At 41.8% G+C, this 20,598-nt stretch carries 15 protein-coding genes and 1 riboswitch; of the genes, 6 read left to right on the forward strand and 9 right to left on the reverse strand.

The window, feature by feature from the left end:
* Positions 1 to 4 precede the first annotated feature (4 nt).
* The 9 genes from recC to rppH all read right to left on the reverse strand — a co-directional run bounded on the left by recC (position 5) and on the right by rppH (position 10,374).
* Positions 5 to 3,382, reverse strand: coding sequence for an exodeoxyribonuclease V subunit gamma (gene recC, locus PR808_RS17520; RefSeq protein ID WP_272539796.1), 3,378 nt, complete (start codon positions 3,380 to 3,382; stop codon positions 5 to 7).
* Positions 3,360 to 3,746, reverse strand: coding sequence for a type IV pilus modification PilV family protein (locus tag PR808_RS17525; RefSeq protein WP_272539797.1), 387 nt, complete (start codon positions 3,744 to 3,746; stop codon positions 3,360 to 3,362). Before PR808_RS17525 ends, recC begins: the two co-directional genes overlap by 23 nt.
* On the reverse strand, positions 3,743 to 4,180 hold the full coding sequence (locus PR808_RS17530; RefSeq protein ID WP_206083722.1) for a YgdB family protein: 438 nt from the start codon (positions 4,178 to 4,180) through the stop codon (positions 3,743 to 3,745). The genes PR808_RS17525 and PR808_RS17530 overlap by 4 nt, the downstream gene beginning before the upstream one ends.
* The gene (locus PR808_RS17535) at positions 4,180 to 4,785 is read right to left on the reverse strand and encodes a prepilin peptidase-dependent protein (protein WP_206083721.1); all 606 of its coding nucleotides are present in this window, start codon (positions 4,783 to 4,785) and stop codon (positions 4,180 to 4,182) included. Before PR808_RS17535 ends, PR808_RS17530 begins: the two co-directional genes overlap by 1 nt.
* A complete protein-coding gene (locus PR808_RS17540) occupies positions 4,779 to 5,264 on the reverse strand; it encodes a prepilin-type N-terminal cleavage/methylation domain-containing protein (protein WP_272539798.1) in 486 nt (161 codons plus the stop codon). The genes PR808_RS17535 and PR808_RS17540 overlap by 7 nt, the downstream gene beginning before the upstream one ends.
* A 307-nt stretch (positions 5,265 to 5,571) precedes the next feature.
* Positions 5,572 to 6,423, reverse strand: coding sequence for a thymidylate synthase (locus PR808_RS17545; protein WP_206083719.1), 852 nt, complete (start codon positions 6,421 to 6,423; stop codon positions 5,572 to 5,574).
* Positions 6,424 to 6,534: 111 nt separating this feature from the next.
* A complete protein-coding gene (lgt, locus tag PR808_RS17550; RefSeq protein WP_272539799.1) occupies positions 6,535 to 7,431 on the reverse strand; it encodes a prolipoprotein diacylglyceryl transferase in 897 nt (298 codons plus the stop codon).
* A 158-nt stretch (positions 7,432 to 7,589) separates the two neighbouring features.
* Complete coding sequence (gene ptsP / locus PR808_RS17555; RefSeq protein ID WP_272539800.1) at positions 7,590 to 9,836, reverse strand: phosphoenolpyruvate--protein phosphotransferase; 2,247 nt, start codon at positions 9,834 to 9,836, stop codon at positions 7,590 to 7,592.
* Positions 9,837 to 9,840: 4 nt separating this feature from the next.
* The gene (rppH, locus tag PR808_RS17560; protein WP_206083716.1) at positions 9,841 to 10,374 is read right to left on the reverse strand and encodes an RNA pyrophosphohydrolase; all 534 of its coding nucleotides are present in this window, start codon (positions 10,372 to 10,374) and stop codon (positions 9,841 to 9,843) included.
* Between the two features lie 113 nt (positions 10,375 to 10,487).
* Positions 10,488 to 10,585, forward strand: a riboswitch (TPP riboswitch).
* A gap of 59 nt (positions 10,586 to 10,644) precedes the next feature.
* On the opposite strand from rppH, the gene thiB reads away from it, so the two are divergent.
* The 6 genes from thiB (at position 10,645) to rluA (ending at position 20,508) form a co-directional block, all read left to right on the forward strand.
* Positions 10,645 to 11,649: a thiamine ABC transporter substrate binding subunit gene (gene thiB / locus PR808_RS17565; protein ID WP_272539801.1), complete on the forward strand. Its 1,005-nt coding sequence runs from the start codon at positions 10,645 to 10,647 to the stop codon at positions 11,647 to 11,649.
* Positions 11,625 to 13,229: a thiamine/thiamine pyrophosphate ABC transporter permease ThiP gene (gene thiP / locus PR808_RS17570; protein WP_272539802.1), complete on the forward strand. Its 1,605-nt coding sequence runs from the start codon at positions 11,625 to 11,627 to the stop codon at positions 13,227 to 13,229. Before thiB ends, thiP begins: the two co-directional genes overlap by 25 nt.
* The gene (thiQ, locus tag PR808_RS17575) at positions 13,222 to 13,926 is read left to right on the forward strand and encodes a thiamine ABC transporter ATP-binding protein ThiQ (RefSeq protein ID WP_272539803.1); all 705 of its coding nucleotides are present in this window, start codon (positions 13,222 to 13,224) and stop codon (positions 13,924 to 13,926) included. The genes thiP and thiQ overlap by 8 nt, the downstream gene beginning before the upstream one ends.
* 62 nt (positions 13,927 to 13,988) lie before the next feature.
* Positions 13,989 to 16,340: a DNA polymerase II gene (locus PR808_RS17580; RefSeq protein WP_375083673.1), complete on the forward strand. Its 2,352-nt coding sequence runs from the start codon at positions 13,989 to 13,991 to the stop codon at positions 16,338 to 16,340.
* 382 nt (positions 16,341 to 16,722) lie between these two features.
* The gene (gene rapA / locus PR808_RS17585) at positions 16,723 to 19,629 is read left to right on the forward strand and encodes an RNA polymerase-associated protein RapA (RefSeq protein WP_272539804.1); all 2,907 of its coding nucleotides are present in this window, start codon (positions 16,723 to 16,725) and stop codon (positions 19,627 to 19,629) included.
* A 228-nt stretch (positions 19,630 to 19,857) separates the two neighbouring features.
* Positions 19,858 to 20,508: a bifunctional tRNA pseudouridine(32) synthase/23S rRNA pseudouridine(746) synthase RluA gene (gene rluA, locus PR808_RS17590; RefSeq protein ID WP_206083711.1), complete on the forward strand. Its 651-nt coding sequence runs from the start codon at positions 19,858 to 19,860 to the stop codon at positions 20,506 to 20,508.
* The last annotated feature ends 90 nt before the right edge of the window (positions 20,509 to 20,598 follow it).

Genomic DNA, 20,598 nt, shown 5'->3' on the forward strand with positions numbered 1-20,598 from the left:
CCCGTTATTTTAAATATTTAGTCATTGGCTGTAAAAAACGCTGAGTATTCTGTAACAGCGATTGAATCATTGTACTATTCAAGTTTCTACAAGCCCTCAACACGTAATCATCTTCTATCTCGCCTTTTTTCATCGAACTCCCTTGGAGACTTTGAATTAAGGCTGATAGTGCTTTTTGTTGGTTATCCTCTGAAACGAAATCATATTGCTTCGTTTTTTTATCAAAACATGCATTTAACCAACTCCAACCACTTTGGTTTAAAAGAATTAATGGGGAGTTTAACCCTTCACAATAACCTTTTACTAAGCTTTTTAAGTAACCTAACGCATCGTCTTTTTCGATGGATGAAAACTGCCAAATACTGTTATCGCGCCCCAATGCAATGCTCTCTCCCTCGCCAACTTGAGCATTAAAAAGAAGATGCTCAATCCATAACTGCATTCCATCATTCGCAGTTAGATAAGCTGGACGATAACGTAATATACCTGCTTCGTGCACATTCTGAAGTTGCCCTGTTAATTTGATCCCTTCAATTTCACAATCTATCGGATAATCAAACGTTTGAACTTTATAATCTTTTATTTTTTCAGCTAATGGAATAATCTCGTTAAGTTGTTGTTCCCAAACAAGCTGACCAAATTGTTTCGCTGGCAGCTGCCCTGATGCTTTAAGTGCATGATAAAAAGGATCAGGGCTTTCCTCTTTGACGAGCAAATCTAAAATTTGGTCGTTAATTTTATAGCGTTGTAGCCGCCCAAGGATAAAAGGTTCTTCCTCGGGGAGCTCGGTATCTTCAATTGAGAAATGGACTTTCAGACGTTGCTGGAAAAATGCACGAATAGGATGACGATAAAAACGTAAAAGCTGCTCTAAAGAAATATGCGTAATTTTTTCTTCTGGATCTTGAAGAACTGAGCAAAAAGAGGTGTCTACACTCTCTGTCATCTTCGCTGCAGGTAACCACTCTTTAGCAAAACTTTGATAAGGGTCTTGAGGAAGATAGTTTTCTTTCGCAAAAGGAACCCGATTGTGTTGAATAACCAGATGGGATCTTAGACGCTTAGAACTATCATCGATATTGAGTAGCTCATCACCTTCTAAGCAGAAACTTTGACAAATATAATCGAGTAGCTCCGTCACTAAGACAGATGGATTGCATGGTTGATTATCTCGAATTGAAAGCCCGATATAGCTAATATACAGCTGGTTACTTGCTGAATTTAGCGCTTCTAAAAAGAGGTAACGGTCATCATCCCGACGCTTTCTATCCCCTCTTGCAGGCTTCTCTGCCATTAAATCAAAACCCAATGGTGGAATACTTCGTGGATAGGCTCCATCGTTCATCCCCAGCAAACACACGACTTTAAATGGAACAGAACGCATTGGCATCAATGTACAAAAGTTAACGGCTCCTGCTAAGAAGCGCTGACTAATTTTTTCATCATCAAAGCGTACTGAAAGCTCGTCCCTAATCAAACGAAGTGAAATTGATTCTTCATAACCTGACACCATCGCATTTTCAATAATTTGATGCCATTGGCTGGTTAAAAGGGCTAAGACGAGCTCAGTTTCACTATCAACTATAAAACAACTATCAATAAGTTGCTGACAAAGCTCTTTCCATTCATTAAGCGTTTTTTCTAACGCTAATATGGCACGCCATTCTCTTAATGTATTAATTAATAAAGCCAATTTCCCTGCTAGTTGAGCAGCTAACCCACTACACTCATCGTAAGGCAAAATACCATTCCATGGGCCATTTCGACTATCCATGGCATACCCCAATAGCATTCGACTTAAACCAAATTGCCACGTATTTTGCCCTATAACGGGTAAAGCAAATGAACGTACATTATCGTCGTCAAGCCCCCAGCGGATCCCTGACTCGTTCACCCAACGTCGTAGCAAACTTAATTCACTTTCATCAATCCCAAAACGCTGAGAAAAAGCCTTAACCTCAAGTAAACTAAGTACTTGTTCCGTAGAAAACCGACTTTGTGGCAAATCTAACAATGTGATAAACGCCTGCAAAATTGGGTGAGCTTGTAATGCTTTCCTGTCAGAAATAGAAAAAGGGATATAGTGTGAAGATGTTGTATTACCAAAAACAGCTTGAATATACGGTGCGTAACTGTCTATATCTGCCACCATAACAATGACATCTCTTGGCGTTAATGATGGGTCTTCTTCAAAAATAGACAGCAGATGATCTTGCAACACCTCAACTTCACGTTGGGCGCTATGACACAAATGGAACGAAATAGAATTATCCCCTTTATGTATTAGCCCTTTTCCTTGACTTGTTTTATAGTTTTCTATTGTCGTACCAAGTTGTGCGTGATCCTCAAGATCTAAAATATCTTGCTGAATATTTTCTAGCAGGCTCGCTCTATTTGTATCAACATAAGCAGAAATTTCATTTGCTGTATCAATTTGAGAAATAAAATATAAATTATCTCGACCAAGCTTCCCCCACGAGGCCAGTAGCGGATTCGCAATATCCTGCTCCCCCTCATCATTAAATAGATGAGGTACATGCTCTTCAATTTTAAAACGCGATATCTCATGTTTATCAAGATAATGACGTAATTTTCTTTGTTGTAATTTTGCTAAAAAAGAAGCGCTCTGAATATCCCCCCAATAATAACGGCAAGGGTTTGTAAACATTAAATGGATGTCGGTATGCTCCGCAATGGCATTCAACGCTTGAAGATAAACAGGTGGGAGTGATGAAATTCCGCAAATAAAAATACGCTTAGGAAGCATTTTCCCTAAAGAAGGTGTACTTCTCAGCTTATCAATAAAATTTTCGTATAAGTTAGCTCGATGCCAAGGTGATTGATTTAATTCATTTGAGTATTCAACAAGACATAGCCACAACCTTTTCTGCCATAGCTGATTAGTACTAAGCCCTTCTATTAGCTCATTTTGTTGCCATTTTTCAATCCATTGTGGCCGATAGACTAGATATTGGTCAAATAGGTCTGCAACCCTTCCCGCAAGCTGATGAAGTTTTCGTTTATCGGTATCATGTTGTAGATAATGTCTTAATGGTTCAAATTCTTCATCATCAATAACCTTGGGTAAAATTGTCATCAATTTCCATGTCATTGCTTGTTTGGTATACGCACTTTCTTTCGGTATCTCAGGCAACACACGCCTGAACATGTCCCATATAAACGTCGCTGGTAACGGGTAGTTAATATTTGCGGCAATCCCGAATTGCTTTGCGAGTTCAATCTGTAACCACTGAGACATTCCAGGGCTTTGCACTAAGATGATTTCTTGTTCAAAGGGATGAGATAAAGGCTCATTTTTCATTAAATGAGCAATGAGCTCTTTTAACAAATCTAATTGGTTAGAATGATAGACTTGAAACATGACGCTCTCCTATTGAGCAATACCAACGGCTAAGCGAAAGCCGCTGCCTAGGAATAAGTAATGAAACCATCAACTCAGTGCAAAACTCCGCTGGGTAGCGGTAACTTTGCTCAATCTTTCCAACAGAGTATCGTAAATCTGTATCAATGAAAGACCTTTCCGTCTTCGAAATTTCATCGACCAGTATTCGTTGTTTTTCTAATGCACTATGCAATTCCCTGACAGCCATTGAACTCTTATATAATTGATTAAAATTCAATACGATATATTGTGTATAGTTTAGCAAAGCGATAAGCAGGATAGCAAAAACCACCATAGCTATCATTGATTCTATTAATGCAAACCCTGGTTGTTGTATTTTCACAAACAAAATCCTTTTTGTTGAACAGGACAGTAATCTAACCAGCCATTCTTACGGGGAGTAACTCTCTGCTTCAGAGGATCCCATTCAACCCATTGGTACACTTTAATATCTAAACCATCTTTATAAGAACTTTGACCTGATAAAATAGAAGTTGAGCGGCCATAAGGCTTTAAGCAGCTTTTCCAATTTTGTGTTACGTTTTGCTGACAAACCCATTTTTTCTTTGTATTTATTTCCCAAGGTAGCGTTAAACCCCACGCTAACGCGGATTCCGCTCGGTTAAACGTGTGATAATATTTAGTTTCTTTGTGCCACTCATCTAAAGCTCGACTTTGAAAAAAATGAAGAGAACTCATTAATAACAAACTCATAGTCATTAAAATAACTGTCATCACTAAAGCAATATTACCTCTTTGGCTGTCCATTTTTGCCATTATAAATTCCTAAGCTTTACTGAGATTCTGTAATCAAAAAGCTGTCCAGCTAATAACCTTGTTTCAACACTCATAATAACTTCAAGTAGTTGAGTACCTTCAATCCAATTAAAAGCTAATTTTTTTACTGTAACCAATTTTGCATCTAATAATGACTGCCAACTTGTTCCGCTACAATCCCTAACATTTCGGTTTGACTCTAACTTTCCATTATTTAGCCGATAGCCAAAATAGTCTGTCTCTCTTTTTTTTGACTTAACAGCCGCCCATTCACCTGATAAGTCTTGGTCATAGGCAAAAATGATACACGTATTTTTTCCCTCACTTAACGATTTAGCGCTAATCATTATTGGTTCTCCCAGACAACTAGAATTGCGGCAATAACCAATGCGCCTAAAGTCCTTTTCCATATTCAGTAAAACCTGCCTGACGTCCCTATTTATTTGATATTGAAAATAAGCGCGGTAAGTTTGCTTAAAGATTGAAGGGATACTATTCATAACAGCGAGACAAATAAGGCTACTTATTACCATTGCAACCAACATTTCAATTAATGTGAATCCTTTTTGCCTTGTCTTATTTAAGCAATTTACCAGCGTCAACATTTAGGTATCCCTGCCATACCAAAGTGTGAACAGGCTCTAACTCTCCCTAAAGCAGACATATAAATAGAAATAACCTTATCTTTATTCTTTAACTGAAAACTAAATGCGCGGCTGGTGCCTTGCTTCCCATATAACTCGACTGAAGTACGAGTTGAGCTAGCCAGTTCAATTCCCTGAAATTTATCAGATGTAATATTCCCTACCTCTTGATGTGTGTTTGAATCTTTGATGGACATACACCAGTCAGCTTTTCCTGATCTTACAAAAAGAGTTTGCTGTCGATTCATGTAAATTCCTTCTTTTACATGCTGATAAATAAACTCAGTCAGTTGCCTCGCAGTATCAATGAGCCGTTGTTGCTCAATGTGTTGTTGCCAAGAATGCAGCCCCGAAAAAGCAGTCAAAGAACAAATAAATAGCACAACTAATATCTCTATTAATGTAAAACCTAGCTGAGTTTGATCCAGTTTGATTTTCATAAACCCCCTCCATGCATATAGAGAAGGAATCTCGCTAAAAAAAGCGGACATAACGAGTAAATGTTTTTCTGTTTACATAGTTCTTCCCAAAAAAATGAATGCTTTTGACTTGAGTTTAAATCAATTTGCGAAACGCTTCGCAAAATCATAGATAGCATCCAAAAAAGTGGAGTTTTTTTACTCAAGGAAAAACAAAATAAAATACACCAGTAAAGTGTAAGCAACTCAAGGAGGAGAAATATGTATTCAAGAATAGGGCAGGTGGTGGCTCATCATCTCAAGCCACCATAGTTATGAAAGAGAATAATTAAACAGTAAATGGATACTTGATAGCTTCATGACACTGATACCCATCAAGTGTGAAGTCATCTGTTGTTACCCATGTTTCAATATCTTCTAACGTTTTAATTTTTGGGTTAATTGTTAATGAAGGAGAAGGAAATGGTTCACGCTTTAATTGCACATCTCTCATCAACGGTAACTGATTTTCATAAATATGTGCATTTACAATTTTATGATAGGCCTTACCTGCTTTATGACCCGTAATCCGTGCCATTAATGCAAGTAAAACAAAGCATTGTACTTGATTGAAATTCAAGCCGAGCGGGACATCACAGCTACGCTGATATGATGTTAGATGCAGCGTATCGCCTAACAGCGAAAATGTATGAGTGTGCATACAAGGACGTAGGCACCCCATTTCAAATTCACCTGGGTTATAGAAAGTGATGATTTCCGCACGGTCATCAATGCCATTTTTTAAGTTATTAACCACTTTTTGAAGTTGATCAAGATGGGTGCCATCTGGGCGTTGCCATGAGCGACCTTGAACACCATAAACACGGCCCATATCATCCTCCCCCTTTCGATGAGGATTATTCAGCCAAGCTTGGTTTTCATTCGCATTTGCATTCCATGTGTTGCAACCAATTTCACGAAATTGTGCTGCGTTATCATAACCACGCAAATAACCCAGTAGCTCAGCAATCGCCGCTTTATAAAAGCTTTTACGAGTCGTAATCAAAGGGAACTGATTATTACCAACATCATATTCAAGATCGGCATTAATTACAGTTAAACAACGAACGCCCGTGCGTTTGTTTTCAACCCATTGCCCTTCATCAATAATACGTTGGCATAACTCTAAATACGGCTTCATAGTGGCTCTCTTATTCGAAATAACTTAACTGGCAAGCTTAGAACTAAATACCTTATTTTCAATTAAATTATTGTATTTAAAATACTAAGCTAGCCTCAACAACAAGGTGATTTAACTACCTTTAGGCTCTTTTTCTGGTTTATGCGCAGGGACATTTTGACCATATTTATATGCCCATACAATCATTAAAATTCCAATAATTATCATTGGGATAGATAAAATTTGCCCCATACTAATACCGCTAAATAACCCAAGCTGGGCATCTGGTTGCCTGAAGAATTCAACAATAATCCTAAACGCACCATAACCAATTAAAAATAACCCTGAAACGCTCCCCATTGGCCTTGGTTTACGAACAAATAAATTCAGGATAAGGAATAAGACAATACCCTCTAAGAACATTTCATACAGCTGTGAAGGGTGCCTTGGTAATACACCATATTGCTCTAAAATCGGTAATAAAGAAGGGTCCTGCGCAGCCAATTGAATATCTTCGCTGCGTGAATGCGGGAATAGGAAAGCCCAAGGCGTATCAAGGGTTACACGTCCCCATAATTCACCATTAATAAAGTTACCGATACGCCCCATTCCTAAACCAAACGGGATTAACGGAGCAACAAAGTCAGAAACTTGAAGAAAACGGCGACGAGTACGATGTGCAAACCACATCATGGCACAAATCACCCCAATTAAGCCGCCATGAAAGGACATCCCGCCATCCCAAACCTTAAAGAGATAAAGCGGATCATCAAGGAAAACAGGGAGGTTATAGAAAAATACGTAGCCAAGACGACCACCAACAAATACGCCCACAAAACCAATATATAGTAGGTTTTCAACTTCGTTTTTAGTCCAGCCGCTATTTGGTTTTGCAGCACGGCGCCCTGCTAACCATAATGCGAAAACAAAACCAACAAGGTACATAAAACCATACCAGTGCAACGATACTGGCCCAATTGAGAACATAACAGGATCAATTTCCGGAAATGCTAAGTAGCTGTTACTCATCGTTCCCCACTTTTAATGATTAAGCCAATAGTTGGCTGGCTATAAAATATCCAATACACGTCAACGCATTTGAATGCGCGCAAAAGCATACAACAAAAGGTATGGTAACTTATACTCGAATATAATAATTTAACCGCAAACACGCAAAAATAAGGAAGCTAAATTCCACCACGAACAAACCCACCTAAGCGATGAATTTCCATAAAGTGGCTCGCTTCTTTTCGAACATTTTCACATGTTTCTGCCATTAATAATTTATCTACCAAATCAGTCATTAGCTCAGGATCAAGTTGACGAATAAGGTACTTCATCCTCGGAACACTTCGCCCACTCATACTTAAAGAGCGGTAACCAAGGGCAATTAATATCATAGCACTGAGTGGCTGGCCTGCCATCTCACCACACACACTGACAGGAAGCGCCAAACGCTGACACTCTTCACTGACCTTCGCCAGAAAGCGAATAACAGCAGGATGAAGATTATCATATAGCGCAGCAACATGTGTATTATTGCGGTCAACAGCAAGTAAATATTGTGTAAAGTCATTGGTACCAATAGAAATAAAATCTACGCGTTTTTTTATCTCTGGCAACAAAAATAACAACGAAGGTACTTCAAGCATTACACCAATTTGTGGCATTTTTACTGGCTGTCCAAGCAATTGGCTGACCTCTCCTTTCGCTCTTTTTATTAATGAAATAGCTTCATCTATTTCATTAATACTGGTCACCATAGGCAACAGAATGCGTAAATTTCCAGATAATGCATTAGCCCGTAGCATCGCCCTTAATTGAATTAAAAAAATCTCAGGCTGATCAAGCATTATGCGGATCCCTCGCCAACCTAGACTTGGATTTTCTTCACTAATAGGCATATAAGGAAGCTGCTTATCTGCCCCAATATCAAGGGTACGTAGCACGACAGGCTTTGTTGGAAATAACTGTAAAACTTCTTTATATAGCTGTTTTTGTTCATCTTCTGAAGGAAAACCATTGTGCAGCATAAACGGTAATTCTGTACGGTATAGCCCAACACCATCAACTCCTGTATTAATTTGCTGCTCATAGCGCGGACTTAACCCTGCGTTTAGGTGGATCTGTATTTGTTCACCACCTATTAAGGTTGCATCTTGCTCTAAAGTTCCCTCAGCCAAACGACTAATCACATTCTCTTCTTCAATAATCTGCTGATATTCCTGAATAATTAGGTTTTCGGGCTCAATGAAAACCTCACCACGGTAACCATCTAAAATCAAATGGCGATTATGTAGTAGAGACGGTTCAATATCCGCTCCCATTATGGCGGGAATACCCATTGCTCGGATTAAAATTGCTGAATGCGAGTGCGTTGCGCCATCACGGACAATAACACCCGCGAGCTGCTCCATCGGCAACTCAGCAAGCACACTGGCACTGAGTTCATCAGCCACTAAAATAAAGCGATCGGGCCACTGTTCATTCGCCGTTAACGAATCATCAAGATGAAATAATAAACGCTGACCTAACGCCTTGAGATCTGCGCCCCTTTCTCTTAAATAGAGATCACGTAAACGAGAGAATTGCTCAACATAGTTTTCAATAACCGTTTTCACCGCCCATTCAGCAGCGGCTCCGCCATCAATGGCTGTAAATAGATGTTTTTTAAGCTGAGGATCACTAAGCAAATGATTATAAAGGTCAAAAATTGCTGCGCTTTCTTTTGCAGAACTCGCCATAAAGCGTTTGCTGATCCTCCGGCATTCTGCCGTTGCACTTTCTAAGGCGGCGATTAAACGTTGCTTTTCACTATCGATATCAATGGCGCTGGTTTGGCTGATGCTATCAAAAGAGGGCTGTGAATTGTCTTGCCAACCATAGGCCATTGATATTCCCTGAGAAACAGGAATAGCTTTAATTCTATTTTGTCGATACTGCCCAAAAATCCCTTTGGCTTGTGCTTGTGATAAAATCACGGCAAGCTGCATCGACAACGTCACCATGAAAGACTCTTCTGTCTCATTAAACAGTCGTTTTTCTCTTTGCTGAACGACAAGCACGCCTAATAATTGACGTCGATAAACAATAGGGACACCCAGAAAGGCTTTAAGCTGCTCTTCTTTTAATTGAGGAAGGTATTTATATTGAGGGTGTTCACGAGCATCAGCGAGGTTTAGCATTTCAGATTGACGCCCAACAGCGCCAACAACACCTTCATCAAAGCCAAGGCGAATAGCAATCCCGCTAGGTTTTTTTAACCCGCGGGTTGCCATTAAGTAATAGCATTGGCGGGGGTGATCAGCCAAGTAAATCGAACACACATCGGTTCGCATTGCTTTGCAGGTTTCATCCACCAACACTTCTAGCGCATCAGTCAAACTTGTCGCCATCGCAACTTTTTCGACAATTTCACGTAAACGCATCAACATAGGCTTACTTTGCTCCGCGCCTACGGTTATTAAAAGCGGGTCGTTGTGGTAATTTTTGTTCCTGTAAAGGCATAACAACTGGAGCGAATTCTTTCATTACACGGCGATAAACTTCCCGTTTAAAAGAAACCACCTGCCTGACAGGATACCAATAACTGACCCATCGCCAGCCATCAAATTCTGGCGATTTACTGCGCTGCACGTTTATATCGGCATCATTACATTGCAGTTGGAGTAAAAACCAACGCTGTTTTTGCCCAATACAAACTGGTTTTGTATCCCAACGCACCAAACGCTTGGGTAATTTGTAACGTAACCAATTACGGGTAGATGCCAGTAACCTGACATCCTTACGCTGTAGCCCAACTTCTTCGTATAACTCACGATACATCGCTTGCTCAGGTGATTCCCCTGGGTTGATGCCCCCTTGAGGAAACTGCCATGAGTGCTGACCATAGCGGCGAGCCCATAGAACCTGCCCTTGCCGATTACAAATTACAATTCCTACATTCGGGCGGTAGCCATCATCATCAATCACTCGACTACCCCAATAACCAAATTTGAAAGATACCTAATTGTTTCACACATACCCTAACTGGTAAACCTATATCAATACAGTTTGCAGATATGTCCGAAGTCTCTACAATAGTGAGTGCCTCAACGGGGTGCCAAAATTATTTTGGCTGAGAAATAACCCGTAGAACCTGATCCGGTTAATACCGGCGTAGGGATTTGAGCCACCGCCTGCAAACCTGCATCGGTTCACTCTCAAATCCTGTGTCACTCTCTTTTTAGCGCAGGAAAAAGCATGTTTAAAAACAAAATTATAGCATCGATTTTTACCCTCAGTGCACTCAGTTTGAGTCAATTCGCATGGGCAGAGAAACCAACCCTAACTGTCTATACCTATGACTCCTTTGCTGCAGAGTGGGGACCAGGCCCGCAAATTAAAAAGAATTTTGAAGCTCAGTGTGACTGTGAATTAAAAGTTGTTGCGTTAGGTGATGGTGTTGCCCTGTTAAACCGTTTGAGAATGGAAGGCAAGAAAAGTAAAGCTGATGTTATTTTAGGCCTAGATAACAACCTATTAGATTCAGCTGAGAAAACAGGCCTTTTTGCCCCTGCTGAAATTGACACAACCGCACTAAAATTACCCATTGCATGGGATAGCTCTGTTTTCATTCCTTATGACTATGGATATTTTGCATTCATTTATGACAAGAATAAAATCCAGCAACCTCCCGCAAGCATGGATGCGCTATTAAGCAGCAAAAATAACTGGAAAATCATCTACCAAGACCCACGCACCAGTACACCAGGACTTGGGCTGATGTTATGGATTGAAAAACTATATGGTGAAAAATCCGCTGATGCATGGAAAAAAATGGCAGGAAAAACCCTAACGGTCACCAAAGGTTGGAGCGAAGCATACGGTTTATTCTTAAAAGGTGAAGGGGATTTTGTTCTGAGTTATACCTCATCGCCAGGCTACCAGATGCTAAATGATAAAAAAGATAATTATGCCGCGGCATTATTTAATGAAGGCCATTACATGCAAGTGGAAGTTGCTGCAAGGTTAAAAAACAGCCCACAGCCTGAACTTGCTAAGCAATTCTTGCAATTTGTTTTAACACCTGATTTCCAAAATACCTTACCGACCACTAACTGGATGTACCCTGTCATTGATATCCCTCTCCCAGACGTTTACAACCAACTTCCTCTACCAGAAAAAGCCTTACAATTTAGTTCACAAGAAGTGGCTAAAGAACGTCAAAATTGGACACGTTTATGGCAAACCGCCGTCAGTCGTTAATTAATCTGTCTTTATTGCCAGGAGTTCTCGCTTCTGGTTTATTAATTGCGATAGCGCTCCTCAGCTTTGGGGCGCTCTGGTTTTTTGCGCCTGAAATAGCCATTGATGACATCATCAGCGATAGTTATCTATGGCATGTCATTGGCTTTACCTTTTGGCAGGCATTTTTATCGGCTGTTTTTTCTGTGCTTCCCGCCATTTTCCTTGCGAGAGCGCTTTACCGCCGCCGTTTTTGGGGGCGGTCATTATTTATACGCCTCTGTGCGATGACACTTGTCCTCCCCGTTTTAGTCGCTGTTTTTGGTATTTTATCGGTATATGGACAAACAGGTTGGCTGGCAAAAGTTTGCCACTGGCTAGGCGTGGAATATCACTTTTCCCCGTACGGCTTAAAGGGAATTTTACTTGCGCATATTTTCTTTAATATGCCGCTCGCCACAAGGATGTTGCTGCAATCTTTAGAAAACATCGCCATTGAACAACGGCAATTGACCGCACAATTAGGTTTTAATGAGTGGCAGCAGTTTAAGATCTTAGAATGGCCTTATTTACGTAGGCAAATTCTACCAACTGCCGCACTGATCTTTATGTTGTGCTTTGCCAGTTTTGCCACCGTACTCGCTTTAGGTGGTGGCCCTGCGGCAACAACGATTGAGCTCGCAATCTATCAAGCGCTTAATTATGATTTTGACCTTGGTAGAGCCACAATTTTGGCGCTCATCCAATTGTTTTTCTGTATTGGATTGATGTTTATCTGCCAAAAAATCAATAACTTATTTTCTGTTGGTTTTAGCCAACAAACGCGGTGGGTAGACCCCGCAGATACCCTTTTTCGCCGTATTCGTGACTGTTTATTAATTGTGACGGCGATGCTATTGCTACTTCCCCCGCTGCTTGCAGTGTTTTTTGATGGTTTAAACGGGCAGTTATTCTCTGTTTTACAGCAACCTGCATTATGGCAAGCCACAGGAACATCCCTTTTTATTGCACTATGCGCAGGTGTAGTCTGTGTGATTCTCACTTTGATGTTGCTTTGGAGTAGCCGTGAGCTGCGTTTGCGCCACGCAATGCGACTTGGACAAGCGATTGAATTAAGTGGTTTAATTATTTTAGCCATGCCTGGGATTGTACTTGCAACGGGATTTTTTATCTTTTTCAATGAAACCATTGGACTACCCGAGTCACCCTATCCCTTAGTGATCATGACCAATGCCTTGTTGGCTATCCCGTATGCCTTAAAAGTCCTAGAAAACCCAATGAGAGACACCGCGGAGCGATATAATCCTTTATGCCAATCCTTGGCAATAACAGGGTTTAACCGTTTTAAAATTATCGAACTCAAAGCGTTACGCAAACCTATTGCCCAAGCACTCGCATTCGCCTGTGTGATTTCGGTGGGGGATTTTGGCATCGTCGCCCTGTTTGGCAATGAAAATTTCCGCACACTTCCCTATTATTTGTACCAACAAATTGGGGCGTATCGCACCAACGATGGTGCAGTAACAGCGATGCTACTGTTATTACTGTGTTTTTGTTTATTTAGCCTGCTCGAACGTATTTCAGGAAAACACCATGATTAAACTGACAAATTTAGACTACCAATATGATAACTTAACGATGTCATTTGATTTTTCAGTAACATCAGGGGAATGTGTCGCGATTATGGGGCCAAGTGGGGCGGGAAAAAGTACGTTACTAAGCTTAATCAGCGGTTTTCAGTTTCCCAAAACAGGCACGATAGAACTTAATGGGCAAGATCATACCTTTACCCCGCCAGCACAACGCCCTGTTTCCATGCTATTTCAAGAAAACAATTTATTCGCACACTTAACGATACGGCAAAATATCGGCCTCGGTTTGCAGCCAAGCCTGTGTTTAAGCACAAAGCAAATGCAGGTCGTCGAACAAATTGCAGCCCATGTCAGCCTAACTGAGTACTTAGACCGCTTGCCCGCACAGCTTTCAGGAGGACAGCGCCAACGTGCTGCACTGGCTCGCTGCTTGGTTCGCAATCAACCGATCTTATTACTTGATGAACCTTTTTCAGCCCTCGACCCTGCGCTTCGCCATGAAATGCTTACGTTGTTAAAAACAGTCTGTATGGAAAAATCCATCACACTATTAATGGTATCTCATAATGTGGACGATGCCCTGCAAATCGCACCAAGAACCTTAGTGGTAGCTGCGGGTGAAATTGCCTATGACGGCGATACACAGGTTTTATTGCAAGGGCAAAGCGCAGCCTCTGCGCTTCTTCGTGTCACCAATACCAATTAATACTGTATAAATTCACACCATTGTCGTATATTATTGGGGATACTAGCAAACCGAGTTGCCCAATGCCCCAACCAATGACCCCTGCACAACAAGGCTTTATCTTGAGCCGGCACTGGAAAGACACCCGCCACGGCGTCGAGGTCACGTATTGGCTTCTTACAGACACACACCCACAAAAAGTCACCATTCCTAATCAAAAAGCAATTGGCTTTTTATCCGCCTCAAAACTGCCGATTGTTCAGCATCTTTTAGATGAGCAACTAAATGTCAGCTACCGATTACTCGAACTCTCTGACTTTAAAAGGGAAAAAGTCTACGCCATCTATTGTCATCAATATCGCCAATTACAAAATATCGAAAAAAGCTGTAAAGAATTAGGTGTTGAGCTATTTGAAACGGATATTCGCCCTTGTGAACGCTATTTAATGGAGCGTTTCATTACAGCGCCTGTGTGGTTTTCCCGTAATTCCCGTGGTGAATACCAGCTCAAACCTTGTGAAGGTTATCGCCCGAACATTAAAGCCGTTTCTCTTGATATCGAAACCAGTCAACATGGCGAGCTGTATTCCATCGGGCTATCTGGCTGTGATGATAATGTGGTGTTTATGCTAGGCCCTGAGCAAGGCCCTGCATTAAATTCAGATCACCGCCTTGTGTATGTAAATAGCCGACCTCAATTGCTCGATAAACTCAATGAGTGGCTACAACAATATGACCCTGATGCCATAATCGGTTGGAATTTAATCCAGTTCGACTTACAGGTTTTGCAAAAACACGCAGAACGCTACGGCATTCCGTTGTTATTTGGCCGGCAAGGAACAAAACTTGAGTGGCGGGAACATGGCTTCAAACAAGGTGTTTTCTTCGCCTCAGCTCAAGGGCGGCTAATTATCGACGGCATCGATGCACTTAAAAATGCGACATGGCATTTTGCTTCATTTAGTTTGGAATTCGTCGCACAAGAACTTTTAGGAGAAGGTAAAGCGATTGATACCCCCTACGATCGGATGGACGAAATCAACCGTCGCTTTGCTCACGATAAACCCTCTTTAGCGCACTACAACATTCAAGACTGTATTCTAGTCCACCGCATTTTCGAAAAAACCGACCTAATGGCTTTCTTACAAGAGCGTTCATCCGTTACAGGTTTAGTGCCAGATAAAATGGGGGGTTCTGTTGCTGCATTCTCCCATCTTTATATTCCACGCTTACATCGCCTTGGCTTCGTTGCGCCAAATTTGACTGAGCACAAAATGCAGTTAAATCCAGGGGGATTTGTAATGGACTCACAACCAGGGTTGTATGACTCCGTGTTAGTGCTAGACTACAAAAGCCTATACCCCTCAATTATTCGCACCTTTTTAATTGACCCTGCGGGCATGATTGAAGGGCTTGCTCACCCTGACCCACAACATTCTGTTCAAGGTTTTCGCCAAGCATGGTTTTCGCGTACAACCCATTGTTTACCTGATATTGTTAGCCATATTTGGCAAGAGCGCGATAAAGCCAAGAAAGAACATAACGCACCACTTTCTCAAGCCCTAAAAATCATTATGAATGCCTTTGCAGGAGTGCTTGGCGCAGAAGGTTGTCGTTTTTTTGACCCGCGATTAACCGCTTCGATTACGATGCGCGGCCATGAAATCATGCGTACAACTAAGCGATTGATTGAATCCCAAGGTTACCAAGTCATTTATGGGGATACGGACTCCACATTCGTCTGGCTACGCGATCAACACAGCGAGGAACAAGCGCAAAAAATTGGCTATGCACTGCGTGATTACGTTAATACTTGGTGGAAACAGCACTTAAAAGATGAATGGCAGCTCGAAGGCGTTCTTGAACTTGAGTACGAAACGCATTACCGCCGTTTTCTCATGCCAACCGTGCGTGGTGCGGAAATGGGCAGTAAAAAACGTTATGCGGGTTTAAGCCAAGATAAAATGATATTCAAAGGGCTAGAAACGATCCGTTCAGATTGGACTCCGCTAGCACAAATTTTTCAAAAAGAGCTCTACACCCGAATTTTTCATCGGCAAGCGTATCGTGAATATATTCGTGAATATATTCAAAATATTCGTGAGGGTAAATTTGACGACCGCTTAATCTATCGTAAGCGCTTGCGTCGAAAACTCACTGATTATCAACGTAATGTTCCACCTCATGTCCGCGCTGCACGTGCCGCAGATGACTATAATGTAAAATTGCAACGCCCATTACAGTACCAAAATGGGGGCTGGATAAGCTATATCATCACACAGGCTGGGCCTGAACCCCTCGAAATCGTGACAGCAAGGCCAGATTATGAACACTATATTTCCAAGCAAATCAAGCCAATAGCCGATGCAATTTTACCTTTTCTACAGGATGACTTTGATACCCTATTAACAGGCCAAATCACCCTGTTGTTTTAAAATTTATTATTCCACTGATGCTTTTTTAACAGGTGACGATAAGCCTCGGTTGAATTAATATAACGCCCCTTTGATATCCGCACAGCTAGACTGCACAAATAATGCGCGATAATCAGCAATACTCGTTATAATTCAATCAGCATTTCTTACCTTATCTTTAACGCGATTTTCGCTAAGAAGAACAAGCAATGATGGGAGCCACTGCAATTTGAATTTATTAATGTGTATAATTAATCATCAGGTAATGACTGTTTTTACAAAAATCGAATTCTTCCTTGTGCAACAGATAATGAGTTGCACCAACACTGGGCGAAGACTCTGATAAAAATTGTCTTAAAAAATCTAAGAATAACTCACAAATTTATGGAATTAAGTTAAATCTATGCCATTTACTCTTGGTCAACGCTGGATCAGCGATACAGAAAGCGAACTTGGATTAGGCGCCGTTGTGGCTATTGATACCCGCATGGTAACGTTACTTTTCCCTGCAAGTGGTGAAAACCGCCTATACTCACGCAGTGATGCGCCCATTACCCGGGTGATGTTTAATGAAGGTGATACCATCACCAGCCACGATGGCTGGCAACTTCAAGTTGAAAGCATTGAAGAAGATAAAGGATTATTAACTTACATTGGTACGCGTTTAGACACGCAAGAAACTGATGTAAGCCTCAGAGAAGTGTTTCTCGATAGTAAATTGACCTTTAATAAACCACAAGACCGTTTATTTGCAGGACAGATTGACCGAATGGATCGCTTTGCACTGCGCTTTCGCGCGCGTAAATTTCAAAGCGAACAGGTTAAACATCAAGCCACAGGCCTACGTGGCATACGCGCCAGTTTAATTCCACACCAATTACACATTGCCAACGAAGTTGGCAAACGCCATCACCCACGTGTTTTACTCGCAGATGAAGTCGGTTTAGGAAAAACCATTGAAGCTGGGATGATCATCCACCAGCAACTCATTGCAGGCCGTGCTGAGCGCGTCCTTATCATTGTTCCAGATAGCTTACAGCACCAATGGCTAGTGGAAATGCTCCGCCGTTTTAACCTGCGTTTCTCGCTGTTTGATGATAGCCGTTATAGCGAAGCACAACACGATAGCGATAACCCATTTGAAACCGAGCAATTAGTCCTGTGTTCACTGGATTTTGTCCGTCGCAATAAGCAGCGTTTCGACCAACTAGTTGAAGCGGGCTGGGATATGATGGTTGTCGATGAAGCCCACCATTTACAATGGAGTGAAGCAGCGCCAAGTCGTGAATACCAAGTCATTGAAACATTAGCAGAAAATATTTCATCAGTCCTTCTGTTAACCGCAACACCTGAACAGCTTGGCCAAGAAAGTCACTTTGCTCGTTTGCGCCTTCTCGACCCAAGTCGTTTCCATGAATATGCGGAATTTGTTGCAGAGCAGGAGAACTACCGCCCTGTGGCTGATGCCGTTTCATTATTGTTATCTGGCGATAAACTGACTAATGATCAACAAAACTTACTCAATGATTTGATCAAAGAGCAAGATATTGAGCCATTACTGAAAGCCGCTAATCTTGAAACGGAAGATGGCACTGCAGCACGCCAAGAACTGATTAACATGTTAATGGACAGGCATGGCACGAGCCGTCTGTTATTCAGAAATACCCGTAATGGTGTTAAAGGCTTCCCTCGTCGTGAGCTACATTCGTTAAAAATGCCATTACCGACCCAATACCAGACTGCAATTAAAGTCGCAGGTATTATGGGCACCAAAAAAGACACGGAAACCCGCGCGAAAGAGATGCTATACCCTGAGCAAATTTACCAAGAGTTTGAAGGGGAAAATGCGACATGGTGGAACTTCGATCCACGCGTTGAATGGTTGATGGGCTTTTTAACCGCGAATCGCAATGAGAAAGTCCTGGTTATCTGCGCAAAAGCGGCAACTGCACTGCAATTAGAACAAGTATTACGTGAACGTGAAGCAATCCGTGCCGCCGTCTTCCATGAAGGGCTATCACTGTTGGAGCGCGACCGTGCTGCAGCCTACTTTGCTTCCCAAGAAGAAGGGGCGCAGGTATTACTGTGCTCTGAAATTGGTTCAGAAGGCCGTAACTTCCAGTTTGCTAACCAATTAGTGATGTTCGATCTACCATTTAACCCTGATTTGCTAGAGCAGCGTATTGGTCGTTTAGACCGTATTGGTCAAAGTCGAGACATCAGCATTCATGTGCCTTTCTTAGAAAATACCGCACAAGCAGTGCTAATCCGCTGGTACCACGAAGGCTTAGATGCTTTTGAGCACACCTGCCCGACAGGTCGCGCCATTTACGATAAATACTACCAACCACTGCTGCAATTTATGGCTGAACCAACTGTCACCGAAGGGTTTGATGAGTTCATCAAAACATGCCGCGATGAACACGACAGCTTAAAACTGCAATTAGAACAAGGCCGTGACCGTTTGCTGGAGATGCATTCAAACGGCGGAGACGCAGGCAACCAGCTAGCAGAAGAGATTGGTGAAGGCGATAACGACACTGAGCTGGTTAACTTCGCACTAAACTTGTTTGATATTGTTGGTATTAATCAGGAAGATAAGAGCGATAACTTAATCATCTTAACACCATCCGACCATATGCTAGTCCCTGATTTCCCAGGTCTTCCACAAGATGGTTGCACCATCACATTTGATAGGGAACAAGCCCTTTCCCGTGAAGATACACAATTTATCAGCTGGGAACACCCAATCATCCGTAATGGATTAGATTTAGTGTTATCGAGTGATACTGGCAGCTGCGCAGTTTCTTTACTGAAAAATAAAGCATTACCTGTCGGTACGTTATTGACTGAATTAATTTACGTGGTCGAAGCACAAGCGCCAAAAAACCTACAAATCAGTCGTTTCTTACCCGCCACACCAGTACGTTTGTTAATTGATTTAAAAGGCAATAACTTATCTTCTCAAGTGGAATTTGAAAGTTTTAACCGCCAATTAAATGCCATTAACCGTCATATGGCGAGCAAACTGGTGAATGCAGTGCAAAACGAAGTGCACTCAGTCCTGCGTTTGTCTGAACCGATGGTGGAAAAAGAAGCGAAATTACTGATTGAGAGCGCAAAAGATGCCGCTGATAAAGCGTTAACCTTAGAACTTTCTCGTTTAGAAGCGCTAAAAGCGGTCAACCCAAATATCCGTGATGAAGAGCTGGATATTATTGAAGAAGAACGCCAGCAACTGATCACCAATATCGACCAAGCAACATGGCGCCTCGATGCCATCCGCTTAGTTGTCGTGACGCATCAGTAAGCTATAACAATCGAACCATAGAACACGTTATGGTTCGATTGTGAATTTAAAATCTACAACTCGAGTCAGCTAAATCATTACGTCGTGTTTTTACGTAATAACAATAGGATTACCCTAAATAATTCGAGTTGTAGGTAGGCGGCAAGCAAAGATATCTCGGGGAGCATATGCCCCGAGTAGCTGAGCGACACCAACACCCCTACAACTTGAAGTATAACGGGTAATTGAATGATACCTTACAATCCACCACTTGAACCTTGGCTGCATGTCCTATACCAAGATGACCATATTATTGCGGTGAATAAGCCAAGCGAACTACTTTCTGTACCTGGAAAAGCACCTGAGCACCACGATAGCATTATGAGCCGTATTCAACGTGATTTTCCTGCCGCTGAATCCGTACATCGCTTAGATATGGCGACCAGTGGCGTCATGGTTGTGGCATTACACAAAAAGGCTGAGCGTGAGCTAAAGCGCCAATTTAGGGAACGAGAGCCCAAGAAATTCTATATTGCTCGTGTCTGGGGACATTTAGAAAAAGAAGAAGGCTTGATTGATTTACCGCTAATTTGTGATTGGCCAAACCGCCCTAAGCAAAAGGTGTGCTTTGAAACAGGTAAGTCGGCACAAACGGAGTACCAAGTATTGGCGCGCGAAGAACAAGCTACTCGCGTGAAGCTTTCACCCATTACGGGACGTTCTCACCAACTGAGAGTCCATATGTTAGCTTTAGGCCACCCAATATTAGGCGACCGTTTCTATGCTCACGATGAAGCAAAAGCCTTAGCTCCACGCTTACAGTTACATGCTCAGGAGTTATATATCACCCATCCTGAATATGGCACGCCAATGCATTTTACCTGCCCACCGGATTTTTAACGCTAGATTTATTTGATCGTTTGATTAATTTTCCCGCCCCCTACCATACCCTAAATAGTTCGTGTTGCAGCTAGGTGGCAAGAGAGCAAA

Source organism: Providencia sp. PROV197 (assembly GCF_028479625.1).
GTDB classification, from domain to species: domain Bacteria; phylum Pseudomonadota; class Gammaproteobacteria; order Enterobacterales; family Enterobacteriaceae; genus Providencia; species Providencia vermicola.

Coding starts and splice junctions, on each gene's coding strand:
- PR808_RS17535 (WP_206083721.1), bottom strand. CDS start 4,785: ATGTTGACGCTGGTAAATTGCTTAAATAAGACAAGGCAAAAAGGATTC.
- PR808_RS17545 (WP_206083719.1), bottom strand. CDS start 6,423: ATGAAGCCGTATTTAGAGTTATGCCAACGTATTATTGATGAAGGGCAA.
- rapA (WP_272539804.1), top strand. CDS start 16,723: ATGCCATTTACTCTTGGTCAACGCTGGATCAGCGATACAGAAAGCGAA.
- PR808_RS17530 (WP_206083722.1), bottom strand. CDS start 4,180: ATGGCAAAAATGGACAGCCAAAGAGGTAATATTGCTTTAGTGATGACA.
- rluA (WP_206083711.1), top strand. CDS start 19,858: ATGATACCTTACAATCCACCACTTGAACCTTGGCTGCATGTCCTATAC.
- PR808_RS17580 (WP_375083673.1), top strand. CDS start 13,989: ATGCCCCAACCAATGACCCCTGCACAACAAGGCTTTATCTTGAGCCGG.
- thiQ (WP_272539803.1), top strand. CDS start 13,222: ATGATTAAACTGACAAATTTAGACTACCAATATGATAACTTAACGATG.
- lgt (WP_272539799.1), bottom strand. CDS start 7,431: ATGAGTAACAGCTACTTAGCATTTCCGGAAATTGATCCTGTTATGTTC.
- thiB (WP_272539801.1), top strand. CDS start 10,645: ATGTTTAAAAACAAAATTATAGCATCGATTTTTACCCTCAGTGCACTC.
- thiP (WP_272539802.1), top strand. CDS start 11,625: ATGGCAAACCGCCGTCAGTCGTTAATTAATCTGTCTTTATTGCCAGGA.
- recC (WP_272539796.1), bottom strand. CDS start 3,382: ATGTTTCAAGTCTATCATTCTAACCAATTAGATTTGTTAAAAGAGCTC.
- ptsP (WP_272539800.1), bottom strand. CDS start 9,836: ATGTTGATGCGTTTACGTGAAATTGTCGAAAAAGTTGCGATGGCGACA.
- PR808_RS17540 (WP_272539798.1), bottom strand. CDS start 5,264: ATGAAAATCAAACTGGATCAAACTCAGCTAGGTTTTACATTAATAGAG.